This window comes from Aeromonas aquatica (genome assembly GCF_000764655.1).
Taxonomy (GTDB): Bacteria; Pseudomonadota; Gammaproteobacteria; order Enterobacterales; family Aeromonadaceae; genus Aeromonas; species Aeromonas aquatica.
In genome coordinates, this window is sequence record NZ_JRGL01000099.1 from 19,825 (window position 1) to 40,717 (window position 20,893).

The 20,893-nt window shown below is 63.0% G+C and carries 18 protein-coding genes and 1 tRNA gene; 10 read left to right on the top strand and 9 right to left on the bottom strand.

Annotation, left to right across the window (positions count from 1 at the left end):
* Positions 1–216: 216 nt before the first annotated feature.
* Both LG30_RS0111805 and asp read right to left on the bottom strand, forming a co-directional pair.
* The gene (locus LG30_RS0111805; protein ID WP_033130908.1) at positions 217–678 is read right to left on the bottom strand and encodes a serine protease chaperone; all 462 of its coding nucleotides are present in this window, start codon (positions 676–678) and stop codon (positions 217–219) included.
* A gap of 19 nt (positions 679–697) precedes the next feature.
* Positions 698–2,575 carry a serine protease Asp gene (gene asp, locus LG30_RS0111810; protein WP_033130909.1) on the bottom strand — a complete coding sequence of 626 codons (1,878 nt, stop codon included), beginning with the start codon at positions 2,573–2,575 and terminating at the stop codon, positions 698–700.
* A gap of 327 nt (positions 2,576–2,902) precedes the next feature.
* On the opposite strand from asp, the gene modF reads away from it, so the two are divergent.
* Complete coding sequence (modF, locus tag LG30_RS0111815; RefSeq protein ID WP_052101008.1) at positions 2,903–4,366, top strand: molybdate ABC transporter ATP-binding protein ModF; 1,464 nt, start codon at positions 2,903–2,905, stop codon at positions 4,364–4,366.
* A gap of 22 nt (positions 4,367–4,388) precedes the next feature.
* Here the strand turns inward: modF and LG30_RS0111820 are convergent, their stop codons facing one another.
* From LG30_RS0111820 to def, 3 genes are read right to left on the bottom strand one after another with little or no spacing between them, the layout of a single operon-like run.
* Positions 4,389–4,589, bottom strand: a complete 201-nt coding sequence (locus LG30_RS0111820) for a hypothetical protein (RefSeq protein WP_238566428.1) — start codon at positions 4,587–4,589, stop codon at positions 4,389–4,391.
* 5 nt (positions 4,590–4,594) lie between these two features.
* Entirely contained in the window at positions 4,595–5,134 is a 540-nt protein-coding gene (locus LG30_RS0111825) for an isochorismatase family protein (RefSeq protein WP_033130910.1), read from the bottom strand.
* A 44-nt stretch (positions 5,135–5,178) separates the two neighbouring features.
* Positions 5,179–5,682, bottom strand: a complete 504-nt coding sequence (gene def / locus LG30_RS0111830) for a peptide deformylase (RefSeq protein WP_033130911.1) — start codon at positions 5,680–5,682, stop codon at positions 5,179–5,181.
* Positions 5,683–5,970: 288 nt separating this feature from the next.
* On the opposite strand from def, the gene LG30_RS0111835 reads away from it, so the two are divergent.
* Positions 5,971–6,792, top strand: coding sequence for a MetQ/NlpA family ABC transporter substrate-binding protein (locus tag LG30_RS0111835; RefSeq protein WP_033130912.1), 822 nt, complete (start codon positions 5,971–5,973; stop codon positions 6,790–6,792).
* A 177-nt stretch (positions 6,793–6,969) separates the two neighbouring features.
* On the opposite strand, the gene LG30_RS0111840 is transcribed toward LG30_RS0111835, so the two are convergent.
* The gene (locus tag LG30_RS0111840) at positions 6,970–7,692 is read right to left on the bottom strand and encodes a phosphatase PAP2 family protein (RefSeq protein WP_033130913.1); all 723 of its coding nucleotides are present in this window, start codon (positions 7,690–7,692) and stop codon (positions 6,970–6,972) included.
* 317 nt (positions 7,693–8,009) lie between these two features.
* Between LG30_RS0111840 and LG30_RS0111845 the strand changes: the two genes are divergently transcribed.
* From LG30_RS0111845 to dedD, 7 genes are all read left to right on the top strand, one after another.
* On the top strand, positions 8,010–9,131 hold the full coding sequence (locus LG30_RS0111845) for a 4-phosphoerythronate dehydrogenase (RefSeq protein ID WP_033130914.1): 1,122 nt from the start codon (positions 8,010–8,012) through the stop codon (positions 9,129–9,131).
* A gap of 138 nt (positions 9,132–9,269) precedes the next feature.
* Positions 9,270–10,286, top strand: a complete 1,017-nt coding sequence (locus tag LG30_RS0111850) for an aspartate-semialdehyde dehydrogenase (protein WP_033130915.1) — start codon at positions 9,270–9,272, stop codon at positions 10,284–10,286.
* A 296-nt stretch (positions 10,287–10,582) separates the two neighbouring features.
* The gene (locus tag LG30_RS0111855) at positions 10,583–12,691 is read left to right on the top strand and encodes a FimV/HubP family polar landmark protein (RefSeq protein ID WP_033130916.1); all 2,109 of its coding nucleotides are present in this window, start codon (positions 10,583–10,585) and stop codon (positions 12,689–12,691) included.
* Between the two features lie 158 nt (positions 12,692–12,849).
* Positions 12,850–13,659: a tRNA pseudouridine(38-40) synthase TruA gene (gene truA / locus LG30_RS0111860; RefSeq protein ID WP_033130917.1), complete on the top strand. Its 810-nt coding sequence runs from the start codon at positions 12,850–12,852 to the stop codon at positions 13,657–13,659.
* A 118-nt stretch (positions 13,660–13,777) separates the two neighbouring features.
* The gene (gene accD / locus LG30_RS0111865; protein ID WP_033130918.1) at positions 13,778–14,641 is read left to right on the top strand and encodes an acetyl-CoA carboxylase, carboxyltransferase subunit beta; all 864 of its coding nucleotides are present in this window, start codon (positions 13,778–13,780) and stop codon (positions 14,639–14,641) included.
* Position 14,642: 1 nt separating this feature from the next.
* The gene (folC, locus tag LG30_RS0111870) at positions 14,643–15,911 is read left to right on the top strand and encodes a bifunctional tetrahydrofolate synthase/dihydrofolate synthase (RefSeq protein ID WP_033130919.1); all 1,269 of its coding nucleotides are present in this window, start codon (positions 14,643–14,645) and stop codon (positions 15,909–15,911) included.
* A gap of 54 nt (positions 15,912–15,965) precedes the next feature.
* Complete coding sequence (gene dedD, locus LG30_RS0111875; RefSeq protein WP_033130920.1) at positions 15,966–16,736, top strand: cell division protein DedD; 771 nt, start codon at positions 15,966–15,968, stop codon at positions 16,734–16,736.
* Between the two features lie 111 nt (positions 16,737–16,847).
* Here dedD and LG30_RS0111880 read toward each other — a convergent pair whose 3' ends face one another.
* From LG30_RS0111880 to LG30_RS0111890, 3 genes are all read right to left on the bottom strand, one after another.
* The gene (locus tag LG30_RS0111880; RefSeq protein ID WP_033130921.1) at positions 16,848–17,204 is read right to left on the bottom strand and encodes a TusE/DsrC/DsvC family sulfur relay protein; all 357 of its coding nucleotides are present in this window, start codon (positions 17,202–17,204) and stop codon (positions 16,848–16,850) included.
* A 22-nt stretch (positions 17,205–17,226) separates the two neighbouring features.
* Positions 17,227–19,383 (bottom strand): YccS family putative transporter, encoded by a 2,157-nt coding sequence (gene yccS, locus LG30_RS0111885; RefSeq protein ID WP_033130922.1) that lies wholly within the window; start codon positions 19,381–19,383, stop codon positions 17,227–17,229.
* A 268-nt stretch (positions 19,384–19,651) separates the two neighbouring features.
* Complete coding sequence (locus LG30_RS0111890; protein WP_033130923.1) at positions 19,652–20,308, bottom strand: Bax inhibitor-1/YccA family protein; 657 nt, start codon at positions 20,306–20,308, stop codon at positions 19,652–19,654.
* 184 nt (positions 20,309–20,492) lie between these two features.
* Here LG30_RS0111890 and LG30_RS0111895 point away from each other — a divergent pair.
* Positions 20,493–20,580 (top strand) — tRNA-Ser (locus LG30_RS0111895).
* Positions 20,581–20,893: the final 313 nt, after the last annotated feature.

The window sequence follows — 20,893 nt, forward strand, 5'->3', positions numbered from 1 at the left end:
ACAACCCTGCCCCCTTCTCTACGGTGGTGCTGGTGGGAGTTGACCGCGCCCGTTTGCCGGCCGGGCGCGAGGCGTGGCAGAGGGTGCCCAGATGCGGGCCATCTTCCATCGCCAGGATCCTGGCTTCTTCTCTCACCATATCCATCGGCGGCTGGCCGACCATGAAAAAGGGGCCAGCGGCCCCTTTGAGATGATCCCGCTGGATCGGATGCTAGCTCACTTGGGCTGCTGCTGGGCGCCCCCCAGCTCGATCTGCACCTCTATACCCTCCTGTTTCAGCTGGCTGGCGATGGCGTTCAGATCGGTGCCGGGCTTGGCCTCCAACAGGGCGATGCCGCCGCTGCTCTGCTTGAAGCGCAGACCGTGACGGCTCGCCAGCGCCTTCGCCTCGGCGTCCTCGGCCGCCACCAGCAGGGTGCCGCTGACAATCAGCTCGGGGCTGGCGACCCCCTGCAACAAGACGTCACCGCTGCGCAGGCTGGGTTGGGTTGCCTGGCCGTCCAGGCTGCGGGCGACGCGCTTCTTGCTGCCGTTATCCGGCGTGAGATAGGTCTGACCGTTCACCTCTATGGTGCGGTACTGCTTGCCATCGACAACCACCGACTCGTCGGCCGTGGCCTGAATAGAGACCGAGGCCAGCAGGCTTGCCAGGGCAAGGCTGAGTAAGCTGTGTTTCATGTTGTGACTCCTGTGCACGTTAGAGGGGGGCTGCGTCATGGCCGATCACCTTGAGGGACCAGTTGAGCAGTTGACCCGGCTGACTGTTGTTGCGCTCGGTCAGGGTGCTGCGCACATTGGTGCCGCGATTGAGCAAGGAGACCTGACGGGTGCCGCTTGCGACGTCGGTCACCGCCAGTTGCCACTCTCCCTCGGCGGATTCACCGTAGAACTTGTGGGAGAGCATGCGCATGTCGCGCAGCCCCTTGGTGCGCACGTATCCCAGCTGTTGCCTGTCGAGGGATTGCCCCACCAGGCTGTTGTTGGGGTTCAACAGCACGCTGCGAGTGCCGGAGGGGGAGACCAGCTCGATCAGCAAGTCAGGCAGACGCTGGTGATCCAGGGTGACCAGCACCTGTACCGCTTCCACGGTCAGCGGCTGACTGACCCGGGTGCTGGAGGTGGTCGGGCTGCTGCCCAGATCCGGGATGGCGCCCGCGACGCGATCCTGCACCGTCACCTTCTGCCACGGCAGTTGGACCAGCGGCGGCAAGGGATTGTGAGTGGCGGCGCTCGCCAGGGTCCTGTTCACATCGATGAGGCCAAAGCCATAGGTCGGGTTGAACCAGACTCCGGCGGCGTTGCGCTCCCAGCCTTCCAGCCCGATCACCTGGCGTTGTTGGCCGTTGGCTGCCCTGTAGCTCAGTTGCACCGGGGCCTGATTGGCATCGATGCGGGTGGCGTTGCGCGCCAACAGATCCCGCAGATCCCGCACCGACAGATCCGGATAGGCCGACATCAGCAGCGCCATGGCGCCGGCGGTGTTCGGGGTGGCCGAGGAGGTGCCGTTCATGGTGCCGTTGTAGTCACAGCTGGCATCCAGCGCCGGGTTGCCGTGCAGCCGGTTGGTGCTGGGATCGTCTACCCGGTTGTAGCCCATGTCGCAGCCGGGCAGGTCGGTGGTCACCATGGCCGGTGAGGCGGTGCCGTACTCGCCGCCCGGGGCTGTCAGAAACACGTTGCTGCCGACGCTCGAGTAGGAGGAGCGCACGCCATCCGCGTTGCTGGCACTGACCACCAGGTTCCAGAAGTTGCTGTTGGAGGGATCGATGTTGCTGTTTTCAAAAGGCAATCTGAGCTCGCCGCCGGTGCGGTTGAGCACATAGTTGCCGGCGGCGATGCGGCTGAAGCCGTTGCCCGCCGCCTTGATATAGGCCGCCCCTTGATCCTGTTGGGTCATCTGCTCGAACAGGCGATCGAGTTGTACCTGATCCAGCCCGTTGGCCCCTTGCGGGTCGACCAGGCTCATGCCGTAGCTCTGGTTGAAGACGCGGTTGTCACGGCTGGCCTGGCTGCTGCCGAGGGCATAGAGCCAGTCTTGCTGCAACTGCTGGCTATTGTCGTCGAGCAGGTTGAAGCCCTGCAACTGGGCGCGGGGCGCCACCCCCCGGGTGCCGATGGTGTTGTCGGCCGCGGCTATGATGCCGGAGACCGAAGTGCCGTGAGCACTGTCCGGATCGGTCGGGGTCGGGTCATTGCTGCCGGTCACCACGTTTTTGGAGCCGGGGCGAATGTTGTCCGCCAGGTCCGGGTGGGCGATGGCCAGACCATCGTCTACCACGGCCACGTTGATACCCTGGCCGAGTACCGAGGTGCGGTGGGCCCACCAGAGGTTGAGGTCATTGCCCGCCACGCCGCCACGGGCGCTGAAGGAATCCTGACCGCTGTTGAGCAGGTGCCACTGCTGATCCTGTAGAGGATTGATGCCGGGCAGGCAGCGCTCTGCGCTGGCGCGGCCGGTATCCAGATTGGCTTCTCTGCCGGTGAGGGGGGTACAACTCTCATTGGCCTGAACCGAAGTGACAGGCAGGGCCGAGAGCAGGGCCGTGATTGCCAAGGCTAGTGATGTTTTTCTCATTGATAAACTCCATCTTAAGGGCGCACCGTCCGAGGTGCGCTGGCATCTATACATGAGAAATTACGATTCAAAAGGCTCTCAATTCAGCATTGTGATGGGGTTCATATAAATCTCACCTTGACCCATATGGGGGTATAAACGGGATGGAGATCATGTTTTATTGAGAGCTATTCGCATCCATTGCTAGTGATCTTTTTGTCTATAGATCGCCCTGTTTTTAACCCGTGCCAGGGCTATCTGTTCTGCGTCTTCCCCTGTGCCGTCCATGGCTGCTGTCCGCCGCGATCCCTGTTAAGGTAGCGACAGACAGGTTAACAGGATGGACTCATGACCCTATTGCAGTGGCACTCGGCCAGGCTGGCCCTTCGCGGCGATCGCACCCTCTTCATTCCCGAACTGACCCTCTCCCCGGGGGAGTGCTGGGCCTTCGTCGGCAGCAACGGCAGCGGCAAGACGGCGCTGGCCGCGGCCCTGTGCGGCGAGCTCGCCCTGCACTCGGGGCAGGCCCGGGGGCAACTGGCGGCGGCGCGCCTGTCGTTCGAATCCCAGCAGCAACTCGGCGAGCGGGATTATCAGCGGCGCAACACCGACATGCTGGGGGAAGAGGAGGAGGCGGGCTATCAGGTATCCAGCCTGATGCTGGAGGAGGGGGAGGAGCCTGAGGCGCGGGCCCTGCTGGCCCGCTTTGGCATCGAAGGGCTCTGGGATAGACCCTACCGCTATCTCTCCAGTGGCGAGGGGCGCAAGCTGTTGCTGGCCCGCGCCCTGCTGGCAAGGCCGGAGCTGCTGGTGCTGGACGAGCCGTTCGATGGACTGGATCAGGGCTCGCGCCACGAGCTGATGGTGCTGCTGGCCCAGTTGGCCTCGGAGGGGCTGCGGCTGGTGGTGATCGTCAACCGCTTCGACGAGATCCCCCCCTTTGCCAGCCACCTCGGCCTGCTCGGGGAGCGCTGCCTGCTGCTGGCAGGAGAGCGCGCGGCCGTGCTGGGGAGCCGGGAAGTGGCCCAGCTGGCACGGGTCGAAGGAACCCTGGCGGAGCTGCCGCCGCCCCCGGCGGCCCCCACTCCCTTGCCTACGGGTCCCCGGGTGCAGATGCGCAAGCTGCGGGTTGCCTACGGGGAGCAGGTGGTCATCGACGGGCTCGACTGGACCATAGCGGAGGGGGAACATTGGCAACTGGTGGGCCCCAACGGCGCGGGCAAGTCGACCCTGCTCTCCCTCATCACCGGGGATCATCCGCAAGGCTACAGCAACGATCTGCATCTCTTCGGAGTGCGCCGGGGCAGCGGCGAGAGCATCTGGGAGATCAAGCGCCACATCGGGCTGGTCAGCCCGGCCCTGCATCTGGACTATCGCGTCAACTGCTCGGTGCAGACGGTGATCTTGTCGGGCTTCTACGACTCCATCGGCCTCTACAGCCGCCCCGGGGATCGCCAGCTGGCCCTCGCCAACCAGTGGCTGGCCCTGCTTGGGCTGGGGGAGCAGGGGGCCTTGCCGTTTCACAGCCTCTCCTTCGGCCAGCAGCGGCTGGTGCTCATCGCCCGCGCCCTGGTCAAGCATCCGCCGCTGCTGATCCTGGATGAGCCGCTGCAGGGGCTGGATCCCCTCAACCGCCATCTGGTACGGGAGATGGTGGTGCGCCTCATCGGCGAGGGCACCCAGCTGTTGTTCGTCTCCCATCACGCCGAGGATGCGCCCCCCGGCCTCAGCCACCGCCTGAGCTTCGTGCCGGATGGCGCCGGCGGCTATCGCTATCTGCAGGAGCGATTGGGGGAGGGCGAATCATTGTGATTGGCCCAGGCCTCGGTGCTATTTATTGGGACAGCGTTGGCCACCCCTCGGGAAGGAGTGGGGGATAGCCGAGTAGCAGCCACCAGAGCGCGTAAAAAAGCATGGAACCAAGCCAGAGCCAGCCCAGATAGAGACGAGTCGCCGCCATGCCGATCATGGTGACTACCAGTGCGACCTGGAAAGCGAACAGACCAAACATAAAGGGCGCCATGTTATCCATCATGGCGCTTATCTCACCAAGGAGAGGATCTGGCGAAACGCCGGATGGCGGCAGTCCCCCATCAGCTCGTAGAGGCACATCTCCACCGAAGTGAGGGCCGCGCCCCGTGCCGCCAGTTGGCCGATGGCGAGCGTCCGGTTGGCTGGATCGCGGGATGAGACCGCATCGGTCACCAGCGAGACGCTGGCCCCGCTATCGAGCAGTCCCAGCACGCTCTGGTAGACGCAGATATGGGCCTCGATGCCGCACACCAGCCAGTGCTTGACCCCGCTCTGGGCGAGGATCGCTGCCACTTGTGGCTCCCCCAGGGCGCCGAAGCTGAACTTGGCCAGCACTGGGCTGCTGGCTTGTAGCGGCTGCAGCTCGGACACGGTGGCGCCGAGCTTGTCCGGATTCTGCTCCAGCCAGATCACCGGCAAGCCCAGGGCTTGCGCCCCCTGCACCAGCCGCGCCGTGTTGGCGATCAGCTCCTCACTCCCCTCGACCAGGCGGGCCAGTTTGCCCTGGATATCGACGACCAAGAGGCCGATGGTGGAGGTAGTCAGCATGGTGGCTCCTTTGATGGGATCTGACAGGTAAAATGGGACTCTCTTCAACGGTTGCGTGTCAGGCTTTTTTTGACCTTCTTCAATGCCATCTGGCGTTTCAACGGTGACAGATAGTTGATAAAGAGATTGCCCTTGAGGTGATCGATTTCGTGCTGGAGCACTATAGCCAGGAAGCCATCTTGCTCCAGCAGCAGTGGTTGGCCATGGCGATCCTGCGCCTTGACAGTGACCTTGGTGAAGCGCTCAACGTCGGCGTAATAATCGGGTACCGACAAACAGCCCTCTTCTCCCATGGTCTTCTGTTCACCGGAGATAACCTCGGGATTGATCAATATCAGCGGATTATTACGCTCTTCCGAGATATCGATCACGACGACAGCCTCCTGTCGGCCCACTTGAGATGCCGCCAGTCCAATACCATTGCTGGTGGCATACAGGGTCTCGAGCATGTCACTGATAAGGTCTTGTACTGCTGCTATATCGGTAACAGGCGTGGCTGGCAGGTTTAAGCGAGGATCCGGGATCGTCAGGATAGTCAAAATGGACATTTCATCTCATCTTCAAATGGTTTTTACCCAGGGATACATCGATGTTTTACGTGCATGCCGATCACTGGGTATCTTGATGAATCTCAATCGGTACTCCTTTTATATCAGGGCTTTTTGCTATCGGCTCATAAACATGTCTTATTTTGTTGCTTGGCGAAGTCGAAAGGCTCTGTTATGGTGGCTGCAATTAGCCATTTGGATGGCTAGATGGTTGTGGTGGTTCTGCTCGTTGTGGCAAAGACCGCAACCCGGCCACCGTTTCGATGATCAGTACGACAAGGAGTCCCCATGCAGCGCCGTTCCTTCTTCAAGCTCTCCGCCCTTGCTCTGCTCGCCAGCAGCGTCTCTTTCACCGTCCTTGCCGCCGATCCCGCCAAGCAGGAGATCGTCATCGGCACCACGGTGGGGGATTTTGCCGACATGGTGACCGATTCCATCAAGCCGCAGCTGGAGGCCAAGGGTTACAAGGTGAAATTGGTGGAGTTCACCGACTACGTGACCCCCAACATCGCCCTGGCGGACGGTTCGCTCGATGTGAACTGCTTCCAGCACAAGCCTTATCTGGAGAGCTTCGCCAAAGACAGGGGCCTCTCCCTGGCCCCCATCACCCAGGTGCCGACCGGTCCCATGGGGCTCTATGCGGGCAAGCTGGGTGAGCTGAAGGCGCTCAAAGAAGGCAGCACTGTCGCCATCCCCAACGACCCTACCAACCAGGCGCGGGCCCTGCTGATGCTGCAAGATCTCGGCTGGCTCACCCTGAAAGAGGGGATCAACCCCCTCAAGGCGAGCGAGTTCGATGTGGTGAGCAATCCCCACGACATCAAGCTGGTGCTGCTGGAGGCGGCGCAACTGCCCCGCTCCCGTGAAGACGTGGACTTCTCCGTCATCAACGGCAACTTCGCCGCCTCGAGCGGCATCCCGTTCAGTGAGGGGCTCTTCCTCGAGCGCAGCTACGACTTCATCAACTGGGTGGTGGTGAAGAGCGATGACGCGGCCAAGCCGTTCGCCAAGGATCTGATAGCCGCCTATAACTCCCCCGAGTTCAAGGCCTACGCCGCCAAGCGTTTCCAGGGTTACAAGTACCCCCAGGGCTGGCAGAGCAAGGGCTGATAGCCCGCACGACGGATAGAATAACGGGCACCCCAGGGTGCCCGTTGTCATTGATGCGTTGCGTATCTTGCCGACGAGTCAGTAACGGTGCAGCCACCGGCGGGCGGCCAGAAGCAGATGGGTCAGGCTGCCTGTTAAACAGAGTGTGCCTTGTGTCCTTACCGCATAGGTACTGGGTCAGTAACGGTGCAGCCACCAGCGGGCGGCCAGCAGGGCGGTCAGGCTGCCGAGCAGGGCGCTCGTCAGCACATCCAGCGGCCAGTGCATGCCGATCAGGGTGCGTGACAGGGCGATGCCGACGGCCCAGAGCGGCAGCAACCAGACCCCGCGCGGGGCGCGGGCCAGCCAGATCAGGCCGAAGAACTGGGCGAGGCTCATGGCGGCGATGCTATGGCCGGAGGGGAAGGCGTAGTTCACCTCCCCCTGCCAGTGGTTGCCGAGCCACTGGGGCAGCGCCAGCAACTGGCTCGCCGCGTGGACCTGCTCGCTGCGCAGCTCGGCGCTGGCGGCGTAGAACTGGCGGATGGCGGGGATGAGGTTCTGACCCTCCAGCCAGAGCAGATAGGGGCGGGGTTCCTCGGTCAGCTGCTTGATGAGGCTCTTGATCACCCAATCCCCCGCCAGCACGGCAAACAGCGCCGCCCCCAGGGCCAGCAGGGCGGATCTCTCCAGCGTCAGCTTGTGTCGGGTCAGCAGCAGCAGGGCGGCGAGGGTGACGGCGAGGCCGGGCAGGTCCACCATGCGGGTGAGGGCATAGGGCCACCAGAGCCAGGGCGATTGCAGGGCATGGCTCATGAAGGGCTGCCAGGGCAGGCAGGCCAGCAGCACCAGCGGCAGGATCAGGGCGGCGCTGAAAGCCAGCACCTGACGGCGCGGCAGCGAAGAGGGTGGCGTTGTCATGACGAGGCTCTTAACGGGGCGGCCAGCGGCCGCTAAAAAAGAGGCGCCATTGTGCCAGCCAGGATCCCCGGGTCAAGTCGCGGGGCAGGGACAACAACATGCGGTTACAAATCCCCGTTCGCGGCGGATCCCGCCGGTGCGGTGCACGCGGGCCGCCTCTCCGAGGTGAAACGCCATGGACCAGGTGGCAGCGGGGGGCACCGAGCACGGGCCATGGCCCTGGCGAGTCGAGAATAAGCATCTGAAACTCGAGGCGCTTTGCGCTAGAATGGCGCCCCTGTGGCCGGTTGTGACCCTCAAGCTCATAAGAGAAACTGATGAAAATCGTCGTTGATGAAAATATGCCCCATGCCCGGGAGCTGTTTGCCGAGTTCGGCGAGGTGGTCTCCCTGCCCGGACGGCAGATCTCGGCGGCGGATCTGCAGGACGCCGATGTGCTGCTGGTGCGCTCGGTGACCCGGGTCGATGCCGCGCTCCTCGCGAGCAGCCCACGGCTCGGTTTCGTCGGCACCGCCACCATAGGCACGGATCACATCGACAAGTCGCTGTTGGCCACGCGGGGCATCCCCTTCTTCAGCGCCCCCGGTTGCAACAAAGTTTCGGTCGGTGACTATGTGCTGTCCGCCCTGCTGGTGCTGGCGGAGCGCCATGAGCTGGTCTTGAGCGAGATGAGCCTCGCCGTCATCGGTGCGGGCAACACCGGCGAGTGCGTGGCGGGCAAGGCCGAGGCGCTCGGCATGCGAGTGCTGCGCTGCGATCCTCCCCGTGCCAGGGCTGAAGGGGCCGCGGGCTTTGTGGATTACCAGACGGCGCTCGAGGCCGATTTCGTCAGCTTCCACGTGCCGCTGACCCGCACCGGTTTGGACGCGACCTTCCATTTATTGGGGGAGAGCGAGATTGCGGCAAGGCCAGCGGGGCAGTTCCTCATCAACGCCTCCCGGGGCGAGGTGTGGGACAACCAGGCCCTGCTCGCCCGCCAGCAGAGCGATGCACCGTTGCGACTGGTGATGGACGTCTGGGAAGGAGAACCAGAGCCCCTGCGTGCCCTGGTGCCCCATACCGAGATAGCGACCCCGCACATCGCGGGTTACAGCCTGGAAGGCAAGGCGCGCGGCACCTGGATGCTGTATCAGGCGCTCTGCCAGCAGCTTGGGCGCACGCCGCGCCAGGATCTGCAAGCCCTGCTGCCTGCCCCCGAGGTGCGTGAGCTGACGCCGGGTCAGGCCAGCGATCAGGCGCTCATCAAGCAGCTCGTCCACCTTATTTATGACGTGCGCCGGGACGACGCCCGTTTTCGCAACCGGATTGAGCAGCCAGGCAGCTTCGATGAGCAGCGCAAACATTACCCGGAGCGACGGGAGCTATCCTCCTTGCAGGTGTGTGGCCCCTTCGCCGGCGAGACGCTGGCCCGGCTCGGTTTCATGGTCCGGCCAGGCTAGCCCGGATCCCATATCGGCCAGGGCGATGTCGCCCGGCCCGAGTCGGCCCAGGTCGACTCCCCAGCCCTCATATCAGGCAGGTCTGCCTGCCAGCGGTGGCGCCAGCCGTCACCGTCATCATCACAGGAGAGAACATCAGTGAGTCAGCAATTCAACGTAGCGGTATTGGGCGCGAGCGGCGCCGTGGGTCAGGCCATGATCGAGATCCTGGAGGAGCGTGCCTTCCCGGTCGCCACCCTCTATCCGCTGGCCTCCAGCCGCAGCGCCGGTGATACGGTGCGCTTTGGTGGCAAGAACCGCGAGATCCTGGACGTGGAGGAGTTTGACTGGAGCCAGGTGCAGATCGCGCTCTTCTCCGCCGGGGCCGAGATCTCTGCGAAGTGGGCACCGATCGCCGCCGAGCAGGGCTGCATCGTCATCGACAACACCTCCTGCTTCCGTTACGACGAAGACATCCCCCTGGTGATCCCGGAAGTGAACCCGGACGCGCTGGCGGATTTCCGCAACCGCAACATCATCGCCAACCCGAACTGCTCCACCATCCAGATGCTGGTGGCGCTCAAGCCCCTGCACGACGAGGTGGGCATCGCCCGCATCAACGTGGCGACCTATCAGTCCGTCTCGGGCTCCGGCAAGGAAGGGGTGAGCGAGCTGGCTGGCCAGACCGCACACCTGCTCAATGGCCGTCCGGTGGAGCCGACCCTCTACCCGCAGCAGATCGCCTTCAACCTGATCCCGCAGATCGACGCCTTCACCGACAACGGTTACACCCGGGAAGAGATGAAGATGGTGTGGGAAACCCAGAAGATCCTGGGGGATGCCAACATCGCCGTGAACCCGACCTGCGTGCGGGTGCCGGTGTTCTACGGTCACGCCGAGGCGGTGCACGTCGAGCTGCATCAGCCGCTGGACGCGGATCAGGTCAAGGAGCTGCTGCGCAACGCCCCGGGCGTCACCCTGTTCGATGACGACGCCGACTACCCGACTCCGGTGCGCGACGCCACCGGCAAGGACGAGGTGCTGGTCGGCCGGGTGCGCCAGGATATTTCTCACCCGAGCGGTATCAATATGTGGATCGTGGCCGATAACGTTCGTAAGGGCGCGGCAACCAACAGCGTGCAGATCGCCGAGCTGCTGGTGCGTGACTACCTCTAAGCCAGGGGGTTGCCCGGTGGCGGGGAAGGAGCCCCGCCTCGGATCCGCGTTTCCAGATGTGACCAGACACGCAGTCTCCGGTGTTGGGAATGTTGCGTGAGATCAGTCGATTAAGTTTTTTTCTACACTCTGTCCGGTACGCAGGCCCGCATTGGGCGTGCGCCGGGCACGAGTTGAACGCTAAATATGTCGGATCGCTGGCTTGAGACTGGCGCCTGATTTATATTGAGCCGATTGTTTTGGGGTAACTATCCAGATTTTTCAATGTGATAGGGCCATCATACGAAGGAACGAACATGGGACATTCCCGCATAACGCTGGCAACGCTACTCGCATTGGGTCTTCTGGGCACGGTTCAGGCCGACGAGGCGGGGCGCGAGCCTTTCTTTGTCGAGCTCAAGGGGCCGGATGGCTCACCGCCACCCGCTGTGCAACCACAGCCTCAGGCCCAGCCCGTGGCTCCCGTCGCCTTGCCCAAGGCGCAGCCCATAGTGCGTCAGGTCGCCCCCGCCCAGGCGGGCAGTTATGGCCCCGTCCGTCCTACCGACACCCTCTGGAGCCTGGCGAGCAAGCACAGACCCTCTAATAGGGTTAGCGTCTACCAGACCATGGTGGCGATCTACGACAAGAATCCCCGCAGCTTTGCCGATGGCAACATCAACCACATCCTGGTGGGATCCCATATTCTGCTGCCAAGCGCCGCCGAGGCCAGCCGCATCACCGATGCCCAGGCTCGCCAGCGCTTCAACAGCGACAACGCCAGCTGGAAGGGGCTGAGCCCCAAATACCTGGCCAACAAACATGCCCAGCCCGCCAAGCCGGTCGAGACTCAGGTCGCCGCCGCGCCCACCAAGGCCTCTGCCGCCACGGCGCCCAAGGCTGCGCCTATCCCCGTGGCCACGGCCAAGGTCGGCACGCCGCCCGCGGCGAGCGAAGTGACGGCGCAGGTCAAGGTTGCCGAGCCAGCCCCGAGCGCGGCGGTGGCAACCAGCGCGGCCGTGGCCAGCGTGCCAGCCCCTCTGCCTGCGGATGTCGCGGCCCCGGTCGGCAAGCCCTCCACCGAGATGGCGCTGGCGCTGGAAGATGCCAATGCCCAGCTCGGTCAGGTCACCGAGATGAACCACAGGCTCAAGCTGCGGTTGCAATCCCTGACCGAAGAGGTGGAGACCCTCAAGGCCCAGTTGCTGGATCAGACTGCACTCGAGAAAGAGGTGGCCGAGCTCAAGGCCAAGCCGGTACCGCCGGTGGTGGCCCCGGTACACAAGCAGAACTGGCTGATGGAGCTGCTTGCCTCACCGCTCAACCTCGCCATGATCATCCTGTTGCCCGTGCTGCTGGTGCTGGCGCTGGTGACACTCTGGTTGCGGGCCCGTGCCCGCCGTGAGCTGGAAGAGCAGGAGAAGAGCCTGTCCGAATCCACCGCTATGGTGATGGGGGAGGAGAGCAGCGAGTTCGATCAGCTGATGACGGTCGGCATCGCCGACGATGAACCCATGCACCCCAAGCCGGATCTCAATGTGCCGGATGACCCCGCGGCATTCACAGAATCCCACGATGTCATCTTCAGCGACGATGGGGATCTGGCGCTGTCCGCCTTCGACATCGAGCCGGCGGTGGCCACGGCCAACCGGGATCCGGATCTGGTGCCCGAGCTCGACCTGGCCCACGAGGGCGCCTTCGATACCTCCAAGCCCAGGCATGATCCGGCCGATGACCTGATGAGCGAGGAGGAGCTGCAAGCCGCCCTGTTTGCCGAGCTGGATGCGGAGTTGGATACCGATCTGGCCCAGGATCAGCTGTCGACGGCCACCGCTCGCCGCCGTGACGAGGAGCTCGCCAATTTCGATCTGAGCGATTTTGGCTCAGCCTTCGACGAGCCCGCCGACAAGGCGCCGACGGCGAAGAGTGAAGCGGCCGATTACGGCAAGAGCGATGTGGACGACATGCTGGCCGAGCTCGGACTCGAACCGACGCAGGCCAAGGGCGCTGCCCAACCGTCGGCCTGGGATCCCAACGAGCTGGCCCTCGCCGATTTCGAGGATGCCTTCACCGAGGTGGACTCTCATCCGGGCAAGGTGAAGCCCCGCGAGCAGGTTCAGGCGAACGACTACGTGGAGATCGACAAGCTCCTGGCCGAGGCCAACGCCAGCAATTCGGAGCAGGAGCCTTATCAGGGCTTCTCCCTGGACGTAGGGCTGGATGGTTTTCCCGAGGTGTTGCCCCAGTCCACAGGTTTCGATGTGGATGCGGACGATGGCGGGGTGGGAGCCAAGCTGGATCTGGCCCGCGCCTACCTCGAGATCGACGACAAGGAGAGCGCCCGCGAGCTGCTGCAAGAGGCCGCGGCCCAGGGCAGCGAGCACCAGCGCACCGAAGCCGAGAGGCTGCTCAAACGCCTGGGTTAAGGCGCTTGTGACGATGAAGAGGGCAGCCCGTGGGCTGCCCTCTTTGTTATGGGGCCTGTGCCGGGTCGCCAGGATCCGGCAGGTTTGGGACTTTTTGACTCAAGCGCGTATAATCCGCCCCGTTTCTTTCACCGTTTCCCATAAGACAAGTGTCATCCATGCGAATTGCCCTAGGTATTGAATATGACGGCAGCCGGTATTTCGGCTGGCAGCGTCAGCGAGAAGTGATCAGCGTACAGGCCGAGCTGGAGACTGCCCTCAGCCGCATCGCCAACCACCCTGTGTCCATCCAGTGCGCCGGTCGCACCGATGCCGGGGTACACGCCACCGGCCAGGTGATCCATTTCGATACCCACGCCAACCGCGCCGAGGGGGCCTGGACCCTGGGGCTCAACTCCAACCTGCCGCCGGACATCGCCGTGCGCTGGGTGAAGGAGGTGGACGAGAGCTTCCACGCCCGCTTCAGCGCCACCGCCCGTCGCTACCGCTACGTCATCTACAACCACAACTATCGCCCGGCCATCCTCGGCAGCGGCGTCAGCCACTACCACGAGACCATAGACGCGACGCTGATGCACCAGGCGGGCCAGAGTCTGCTCGGGGAGCACGACTTCAGCACCTTCAGGGCCATCGCCTGCCAGTCCAACACCCCCTGGCGCAACGTGACCCACCTGTGCGTCAGCCGCTCCGGCCCCTACATCGTGCTCGACATCAAGGCCAACGCCTTCTTGCACCACATGGTGCGCAACATCACCGGCTCCCTGTTGCTGGTGGGGCAGGGCCTCAAACCGGTGGAGTGGATTGCCGAGGTGCTGGCGGCAAAGGATCGCAATCTGGCCGGGCCGACCGCCAAGGCGGGGGGCCTCTATCTGGTGGACGTGGATTACCCGGCGGAGTTCGCCCTGCCGCAGTTGCCACTCGGCCCGCTCTGGCTGCCGGACTCGGCACCGGGTACGACCAGTTTTTAGTAACTGGCCCCGAAAATTTGTGGTTTAATGATCCGTCATTTATTGCCATCGCGCCGTAAGTCATTGAACTACCAAGGCCCGATGCGTTTTGTCAGGCACAAAAGCATTAAGGAATTCCATGAGCTGGCTTGAGAAGATCCTTCCCAAGAGCAAGATCACTACACCGCGTCGTCACAACATTCCGGAAGGGGTGTGGACCAAGTGTACCGCTTGCGAACAGGTGCTCTACCGGGCAGAACTGGAGCGCAATCTCGAAGTGTGCCCCAAGTGTGATCATCATATGCGGATCCGCGCCCGCGCCCGCCTCGAGAGCTTCCTCGACGAGCAAGGCCGCAGCGAAGTCGCGGCCGAGCTGGAGCCGCAGGACATCTTGAAATTCAAGGATTCCAAGCGCTACAAGGATCGTTTGTCTGCCGCTCAGAAAGAGACGGGAGAAAAAGATGCGCTGGTGGTGATGAAGGGGACCCTCAAGGGGGTGCCGGTCGTCGCCTGTTCATTCGAGTTCTCCTTCATCGGTGGCTCCATGTCCTCCGTGGTCGGTGCCCGCTTCGTGCGCGCCGTCGAGGAGTGCATCAAGGAAGGTCGCGGCCTGGTCTGCTTCTCCACCTCCGGTGGGGCGCGGATGCAAGAAGCGCTGTTCTCCCTGATGCAGATGGCCAAGACCAGTGCGGCGCTGGACCGGCTCACCAAGGCGGGTCTGCCCTTCATCTCTGTACTGACCGACCCCACCATGGGTGGCGTCTCCGCGAGCCTGGCCATGCTGGGTGACATCAACGTGGGCGAGCCCAAGGCGCTGATCGGCTTCGCCGGCCCGCGGGTCATCGAGCAGACGGTGCGCGAGAAGCTGCCGGAAGGCTTCCAGCGTTCCGAGTTCCTGCTGGAGAAAGGCGCCATCGATCTCATCATCGACCGCCGCGAGATGCGCAACCGCCTGGCCAGCCTGTTGGCCAAGCTGATGAACACCCAAGTCATCGAAGAGTAAGATGAGTTCACAGATGCAATCTTCCCAAAGCCGGTCGCTGGTCGACTGGCTTTCTTATTTGGAGCAGATCCACCCGGTCAACATCGACATGGGGTTGGACAGGGTCGGCGCCGTCGCCCGCCGCATGGGCCTCACCGAGCTGCCCTTCAAGGTGATCACGGTGGCGGGCACCAATGGCAAGGGCTCCTCCTGCGCCATGGCGGCCAGCATACTGATGGTCGCCGGGTACCGGGTGGGGGTCTACTCCTCGCCGCACCTGCTGCGCTTCACCGAGCGGGTGCGGATCGATGGTGAGGAGCTCTCAGAGCAAGATCACTGCGACGCCTTCGCCGCGGTGGAAGCGGCCCGCGCCGAGATAGCGCTCACCTTCTTCGAGTTTGCGACCCTGGCGGGCTTGTGGCTGTTCGGGCGCGCCGCGCCGGACGTGCTGCTGCTGGAGGTGGGGTTGGGCGGTCGGCTCGATGCCACCAACGTGGTGGAATCCGATGTCGCCATGATCACCTCCATCGCGCTGGATCACTGTGACTGGCTCGGGGATACCCGCGAGGCGGTGGCGGTGGAGAAGGCCGGTGTCTATCGTGCGGGTAAACCCGCCATCAGCGGCGAGCCAAACCCACCTGAGACCATCGCGAGCGAAGCCCTGCGTCTGGGGGCTTGCTTGCGCCAGGTCGGGGTGGACTTTTTTGCCGATGAGCGCGACGAGGGCTGGGATTACCACGGCCTGCACCACTGGCAGGGCTTGCCCAAGCCCGCGCTGCCGCTGATGAACGCGGTGACCGTGCTGGCGGCGCTGGAGTCCCTGGGACTGCCGCTGCCGGAGACTGCCATCCGGCAGGGGCTGGCGGAGGCTCGGCTGGCCGGGCGGATGCAGCGGCTGCAAAGCGCGCCTCTGGTGATCGTCGATGTGGCCCACAATCCGCATTCTGCGGCCTATCTGGCGAGCCAGTTGCGCCTGATCCCTTGCAAGGGGAAACGGCGTGCCGTGGTCGGCATGCTCAAAGACAAGGACATGGCGGGTTCCCTTGCTGAGCTGGGCGATCTTATCCACGATTGGCATCTCGCGAGCCTGCAGGGTCCGCGCGCCGCCACTTCCTCTCAGCTGGCTGCCGCACTCCTGGTTGCAACGCCGGGCGAGCAGGGGCCGGCCGTGCTGTTTGAGTCGGTGACTGAGGCTTATCGGGCTGCGCTGGCCGTTTCGAGTCCTGATGATATGGTCATTGTCTTCGGCTCGTTTTACACTGTCGCCGACGTGCTGGCGGTGAATGCCTGAGTTTGGTGTCCGCAAAATAGCAGTAGGTTCTAAGTAACATGGGTGGAAATTAACTTGGCTTCGAAGTTTCAAAACAGATTGGTGGGGACCGTTATTCTGGTCGCCCTGGTTGTCATTTTTCTGCCGGATCTGATGGACGGCAACAAGCTGGAGCAAAAGGACGAGGCCTTTGCCAACATCCCGTTGCGTCCCGAGCTTGAGCCGGCCAAGCCCGCGTTGCAGGTCTCGGCCGCCAGCACCCTGCCGGCGGACCACGTCGCCAGCCAGCAACAGGCGGCGGCGGCCGAGCAGTGGCAGGTCGAGGAGATCGGCGGTGCCGTGACCCTGGCCGCCAATCAGCCGTCAGCCGCCCAGGCACAGCAGCCCGTGACCCAGCCGGTTGCCCAGCCTCAGCCCAAGCCCGAGGTGGTTGCCAAGAAACCGGTGGAGCAGCCCAAGCCAAAACCGGTTCCCCCCAAACCGGTCGAGGTGAAGAAACCGGTGGAAACCAAGCCGCAGGTGGGTCAGATCAAGTCCATGGACGATCTCATCGCGAGCAAGATGACGACCCCGGCTACTCCGGCACCTGCCGCGGCGGCCCCTGCTCAGGGCAGCTGGATCTTGCAGCTCGGCGCCTTCAAGAACGCAGACAGTGTCAATGCCCTGGTGAGCAAACTGCGGGCGGCGGGCTACTCGGCTCAGACCTCACCCCGAACACCGGTGCAAGGCCAGATAACCCGGGTCTTCGTCGGGCCGGATGTGTCCAAGGCCAAGCTGCAGGGCATGCAGAGCAAAATAAGCCAGATGACCGGGCTTGGTGGCTCTGTGGTGGCATACAACCCCTGATGCGGGTTTGACGAACGCCGAACAAAAAAATACCGCGCCTCATTTCACAGATGGGCGCGGTATTTTTTTGGTACCCGTTCAGGGTCTCTCGGCGAGAGACCTGGCTGGTTTTTAGATGCATTTCACCGGTTTGGGCAGGCCGGCTATCTTGGTGGCCTGCTTGGCGGGTCCTTCCGGGAACAGTTTGTAGAGATAGCGGCTGTTGCCCTTCTCGGGGCCGTACTGCTTCTCCATTGCCTTGACCAGGGCGCGGATGGCGGGGGAGGTGTTGAACTCCAGATAAAACGCCCGCACGAAGCGCACCACTTCCCAGTGCGGCTCCTCCAGCACTATGCCTTCCCGCTCGGCCAGCACCAGTGCCAGCGCCTCGCTCCAGTCTTCGATGTGACGCAGATAACCCTTGGCATCGGTCTCGATGGTGTGGCCATTGAATGCCAGCTGATGATGTTCAGACTGCGGCTCAGACATAGGGGGCTCCTCGCAAATAAGGCTATCGGGATTGGGCGGGCATGGTAGCGTCTTGATCTCTCGTGAGCAACCGGCTCTCGTTGGCGAGTTCCAGCAGCTCGTCCGCCAGCTGGCTGATGAGGTTGAGCTGCTGGGTCAGCATCAGCTGCTCCTCGCTGCTGTCCGGGGCGATGAGCGGGCACTGGCCCTCGAGCTGCGCCGGCATTTCCCCCGCCATGTGGCCGGCGGCGCTCTCCAGGGTATGGCTGATGTGGCGGCTGATCTCGTCGAGCTCGGGGATAGGCTCGAGCTTGTCGCGATGGGCCCCCAGCGCCGAGATGTAGGAGAGCAGGGCGTGGTTGCGCCAGGTGAGGGTAAAACAGAGTTCGAGGAAGCGGCGGCGCTTGCTCGGCTCCACCAGCATGCTCTGCCAGGCCATGGCCAGCTCGCTGTCGGCCAGATGGGCACACTTGCGGGCGACCCGGTAGTCGAGGGACTCGTCACGCTGGCGATGCAGGCTGGCGAGCACCGCAGAGAGATAACGGGCGTTGGCCGACAGCGAATTGGCGATGAGGCTGGGCAGCCGCTTGTATTGCCAGTCCGGCCACAGCCAGGCCACCAGGGCGTAGGAGAGCAGGCAGCCGAGGAAGGTGTCGAGCAGGCGCGGGCCCAGGATGGCGAAGCCGATGCCGTCCAGCAGGTTGAACGCCATCAGCACATAGAGGGTGATGAAGCAGACGGCGGCGCTGTAGTTGCTGCGCACCTGGGTGAAGAACAGGAAGGCGGCGAGTCCCATGATCCCCAGCTGCAGATGCAACTCGGGGAACAGCCAGAGCACGGGCACGCCGATCAGGATGCCGGCGAAGGTGCCGAGCATCCGTTGCACCAGCCGGCGCCGGGTGGCGCTGTAGCTGGGCTGACAGACGAACAAGACGGTCAGCAGGATCCAGTAGCCCTTGTCCAGATGGAACGCCTGCAGTATGCCATAGCCGACCACCAGCCCCAGGGTGAGGCGCAGGGCGTGGCGAAACACCATGGAGTTCGGGGTCAGGTGCTGCTTGAACAGGGTCAGCAGCGGCAGGGGCGCAGGTCTCGCCAGGATGGGCAGGCTTTGGGGGGGCAGGGCCGGGTTTTGCAACTCCTCGGCGCTTGCCAGCAGCTGGTTGATGTTGGCGAGGTTGCGGCGCAGGAACTTCATCGGCGTCAGCAGCGTCTTGGGATAGTGCTGCTTGAGATGGGTGAACTCCAACTGATCGCCGAGGGCCTCCAGGGTCCAGTGGATGCGCTTGTGATGGACGTAGGGCTTGTGCACCAGGATGGCGTAGCCCAGCTGCTGACACGCCTCGGAGAGTTGCAGAAACACCTCCTGGAAGCCGTCGAGGACGATGCCTTGCTTGAGCTCGGCCTCCAGCTTGCTGTAGGGGTAGTGGCTGGAGGTGGCGCGCTCCTGAATTTCCAGCGCCAGCAAATAGAGGCGCAGCAGGCTGGCGAGCTCGGGCGCCGCCTGATGGCGGGTGCTGAGGCGGGCGTTGAGCGCCGTCTTGGTCAGATTGAGGGCGTTTACCAGGTTGATGTTGAGCTGGGCCAGGTTGTGGCGAATAGCCTGGGAGCCGTGTTCGTCGGCCGGGAAGAAACGGGATTTTTCCAGCAGGTAGCGGCCGAGGGCGAAGTAGCTCTGTGCGAGCTGCTCGTGCAGCGTCTTGTAGGGCAAGAGCCAGAGCCAGAGCAGCGACACCAGCCCGTACCAGAGGGCGCCGGCGCCGAGGGCCAGCGGCTGGTAGAAGAGATCCGGCGCCTTGGCGGCCCCCAGCATCGTATAGATGGCGATGAGCAGAGCGCCGAAGCTGATGGTGGCGTAACGCTGGCCGAGCGCCCCCACCATCACGAAGATGAAGGTCGAGCCCGCAAGCCCAAGTGCGAACAACCAGGGGGTGGGGAAGAGGTACTGCACGCAGAGGGAGGCAAACAGGAAGCACACCAGCGTCATGGCGAGGTTCTTGACCCGGCCCCAGAGGCTGTCGTCTGTCTCGGCAATGGCGCCCGCGACTACCCCGAGGGAGAGCAACACGGTCAGCGAGATGTCGCCGCTTACCAGGGCGAAGGCGAGCAGCCCCACTATGGCCAGCAACACCTTGAGGGCAAAGTAGATATGGCTGTCGCTAAGGAGACGGCGCAGCAGGCCCGCGAGATCAATGGGCATGGGAGACACCGTCCTTGAGTGCAGGGCCATAAGTAGAGTGAGTAATCAGTGAACGGTGCAGCAGACTGACAAAAACCATGGGCATGGGAGAGATGCAACCCTTGAGCGAATCGAAAGCGAGAGGATAGTCCGTCGGCCACGAAAGAGCCCTGATCCAAATCAGGGCCGCGTTGTTCATGCAGGCTTTCGCACCGACTCGCCTCCACCCTAGCAGGGGTGGCGGCCAATAAAAACCCCGCCGAAGCGGGGTTTTCTGTACGGGTTGTGCTTAGTTGCGGTTGCCACCGAGCAGGCTGAGCAGGCTCAGGAAGATGTTGTATATGGAGACATACAGGGTCACGGTGGCGGAGATGTAGTTGGTCTCGCCGCCGCGGATGATCTGCTGGGTGGTCAGCAGGATGGCGCCGGAGGAGAACAGCATGAACATGGCGGACAGGGCCAGGCTCAGGGCGCTCATCTGCAGGAAGATGTTGGCGACCATGGCCACCAGCAGTACCCAGAAACCGACGAACAGCATGCCGCCGATGAAGGAGAGGTCACGCTTGGTGGTCAGGGCATAGGCCGACAGCCCGAAGAAGGTCAGCGCGGTACCGCCCAGGGCGGTCATCACGATCTCGCCACCACCATTGTTCATGTACATGTTGATGATGGGGCCCAGGCTGTAGCCAAGCAGACCGGTCAGGGCGAAGGTGAACACCAGCCCCATGCCGTTGTCGCGGTTCTTCTGGGTCAGGAACATCAACCCGTATACGCCGATCAGGAACACGGCCCAGTGCAGGGGCGGCATGTTCATCACGGTGGCAACCCCGGCCACCACGGCAGAGAAGCCAAGAGTGAGGGAAAGCAGCATGTAGGTATTGCGCAGCACCTTGTTGGTGTCACGCGCGGCACTCTGGGTGCCAGTGTAGATAGAACGGGTATCCATCTTGATGTCCTCTTGATTTCCGGGTTGAGGCGGCACATTCCGCTTCGTTAACGCATTGTATGCACTGAATGTAAGGATGACGAGTGCTGATTTCAAGCGGCTCTCCAACCAGTTGTAGCCCATTGTTCCAGAACAAATATGTATTGCATATGAACAAGGGCTTGACGTAGTATGCACGCCGTTCGGAGGGGTGGCAGAGCGGCTGAATGCACCGGTCTTGAAAACCGGCGATGGGCGACCATCCGTGGGTTCAAATCCCACCTCCTCCGCCATCTTGAGAAAAAGCCCAAGCGATTCATCGCTTGGGCTTTTTTGTATCTGCCGTGTCTGGCACGCTGTTGGTATAACAGCTCTTCATCTTATCCAAGACGCTGGTTATAAGCGGCCATGATCCCATGATCCCATGATCCCATGATCCCATGATCCCATGATCCCATGATCCCATGATCCCATGATCCCATGATCCCATGATCCCATGATCCCATGATCCCATGAGACGGCCTCCTGCCTACATCAGCACCCAGTATCCCTGATCGGCACCTCCTTCTGAGGCGTGTTCCAATCGGGCCTTCTCTTTCATCATCA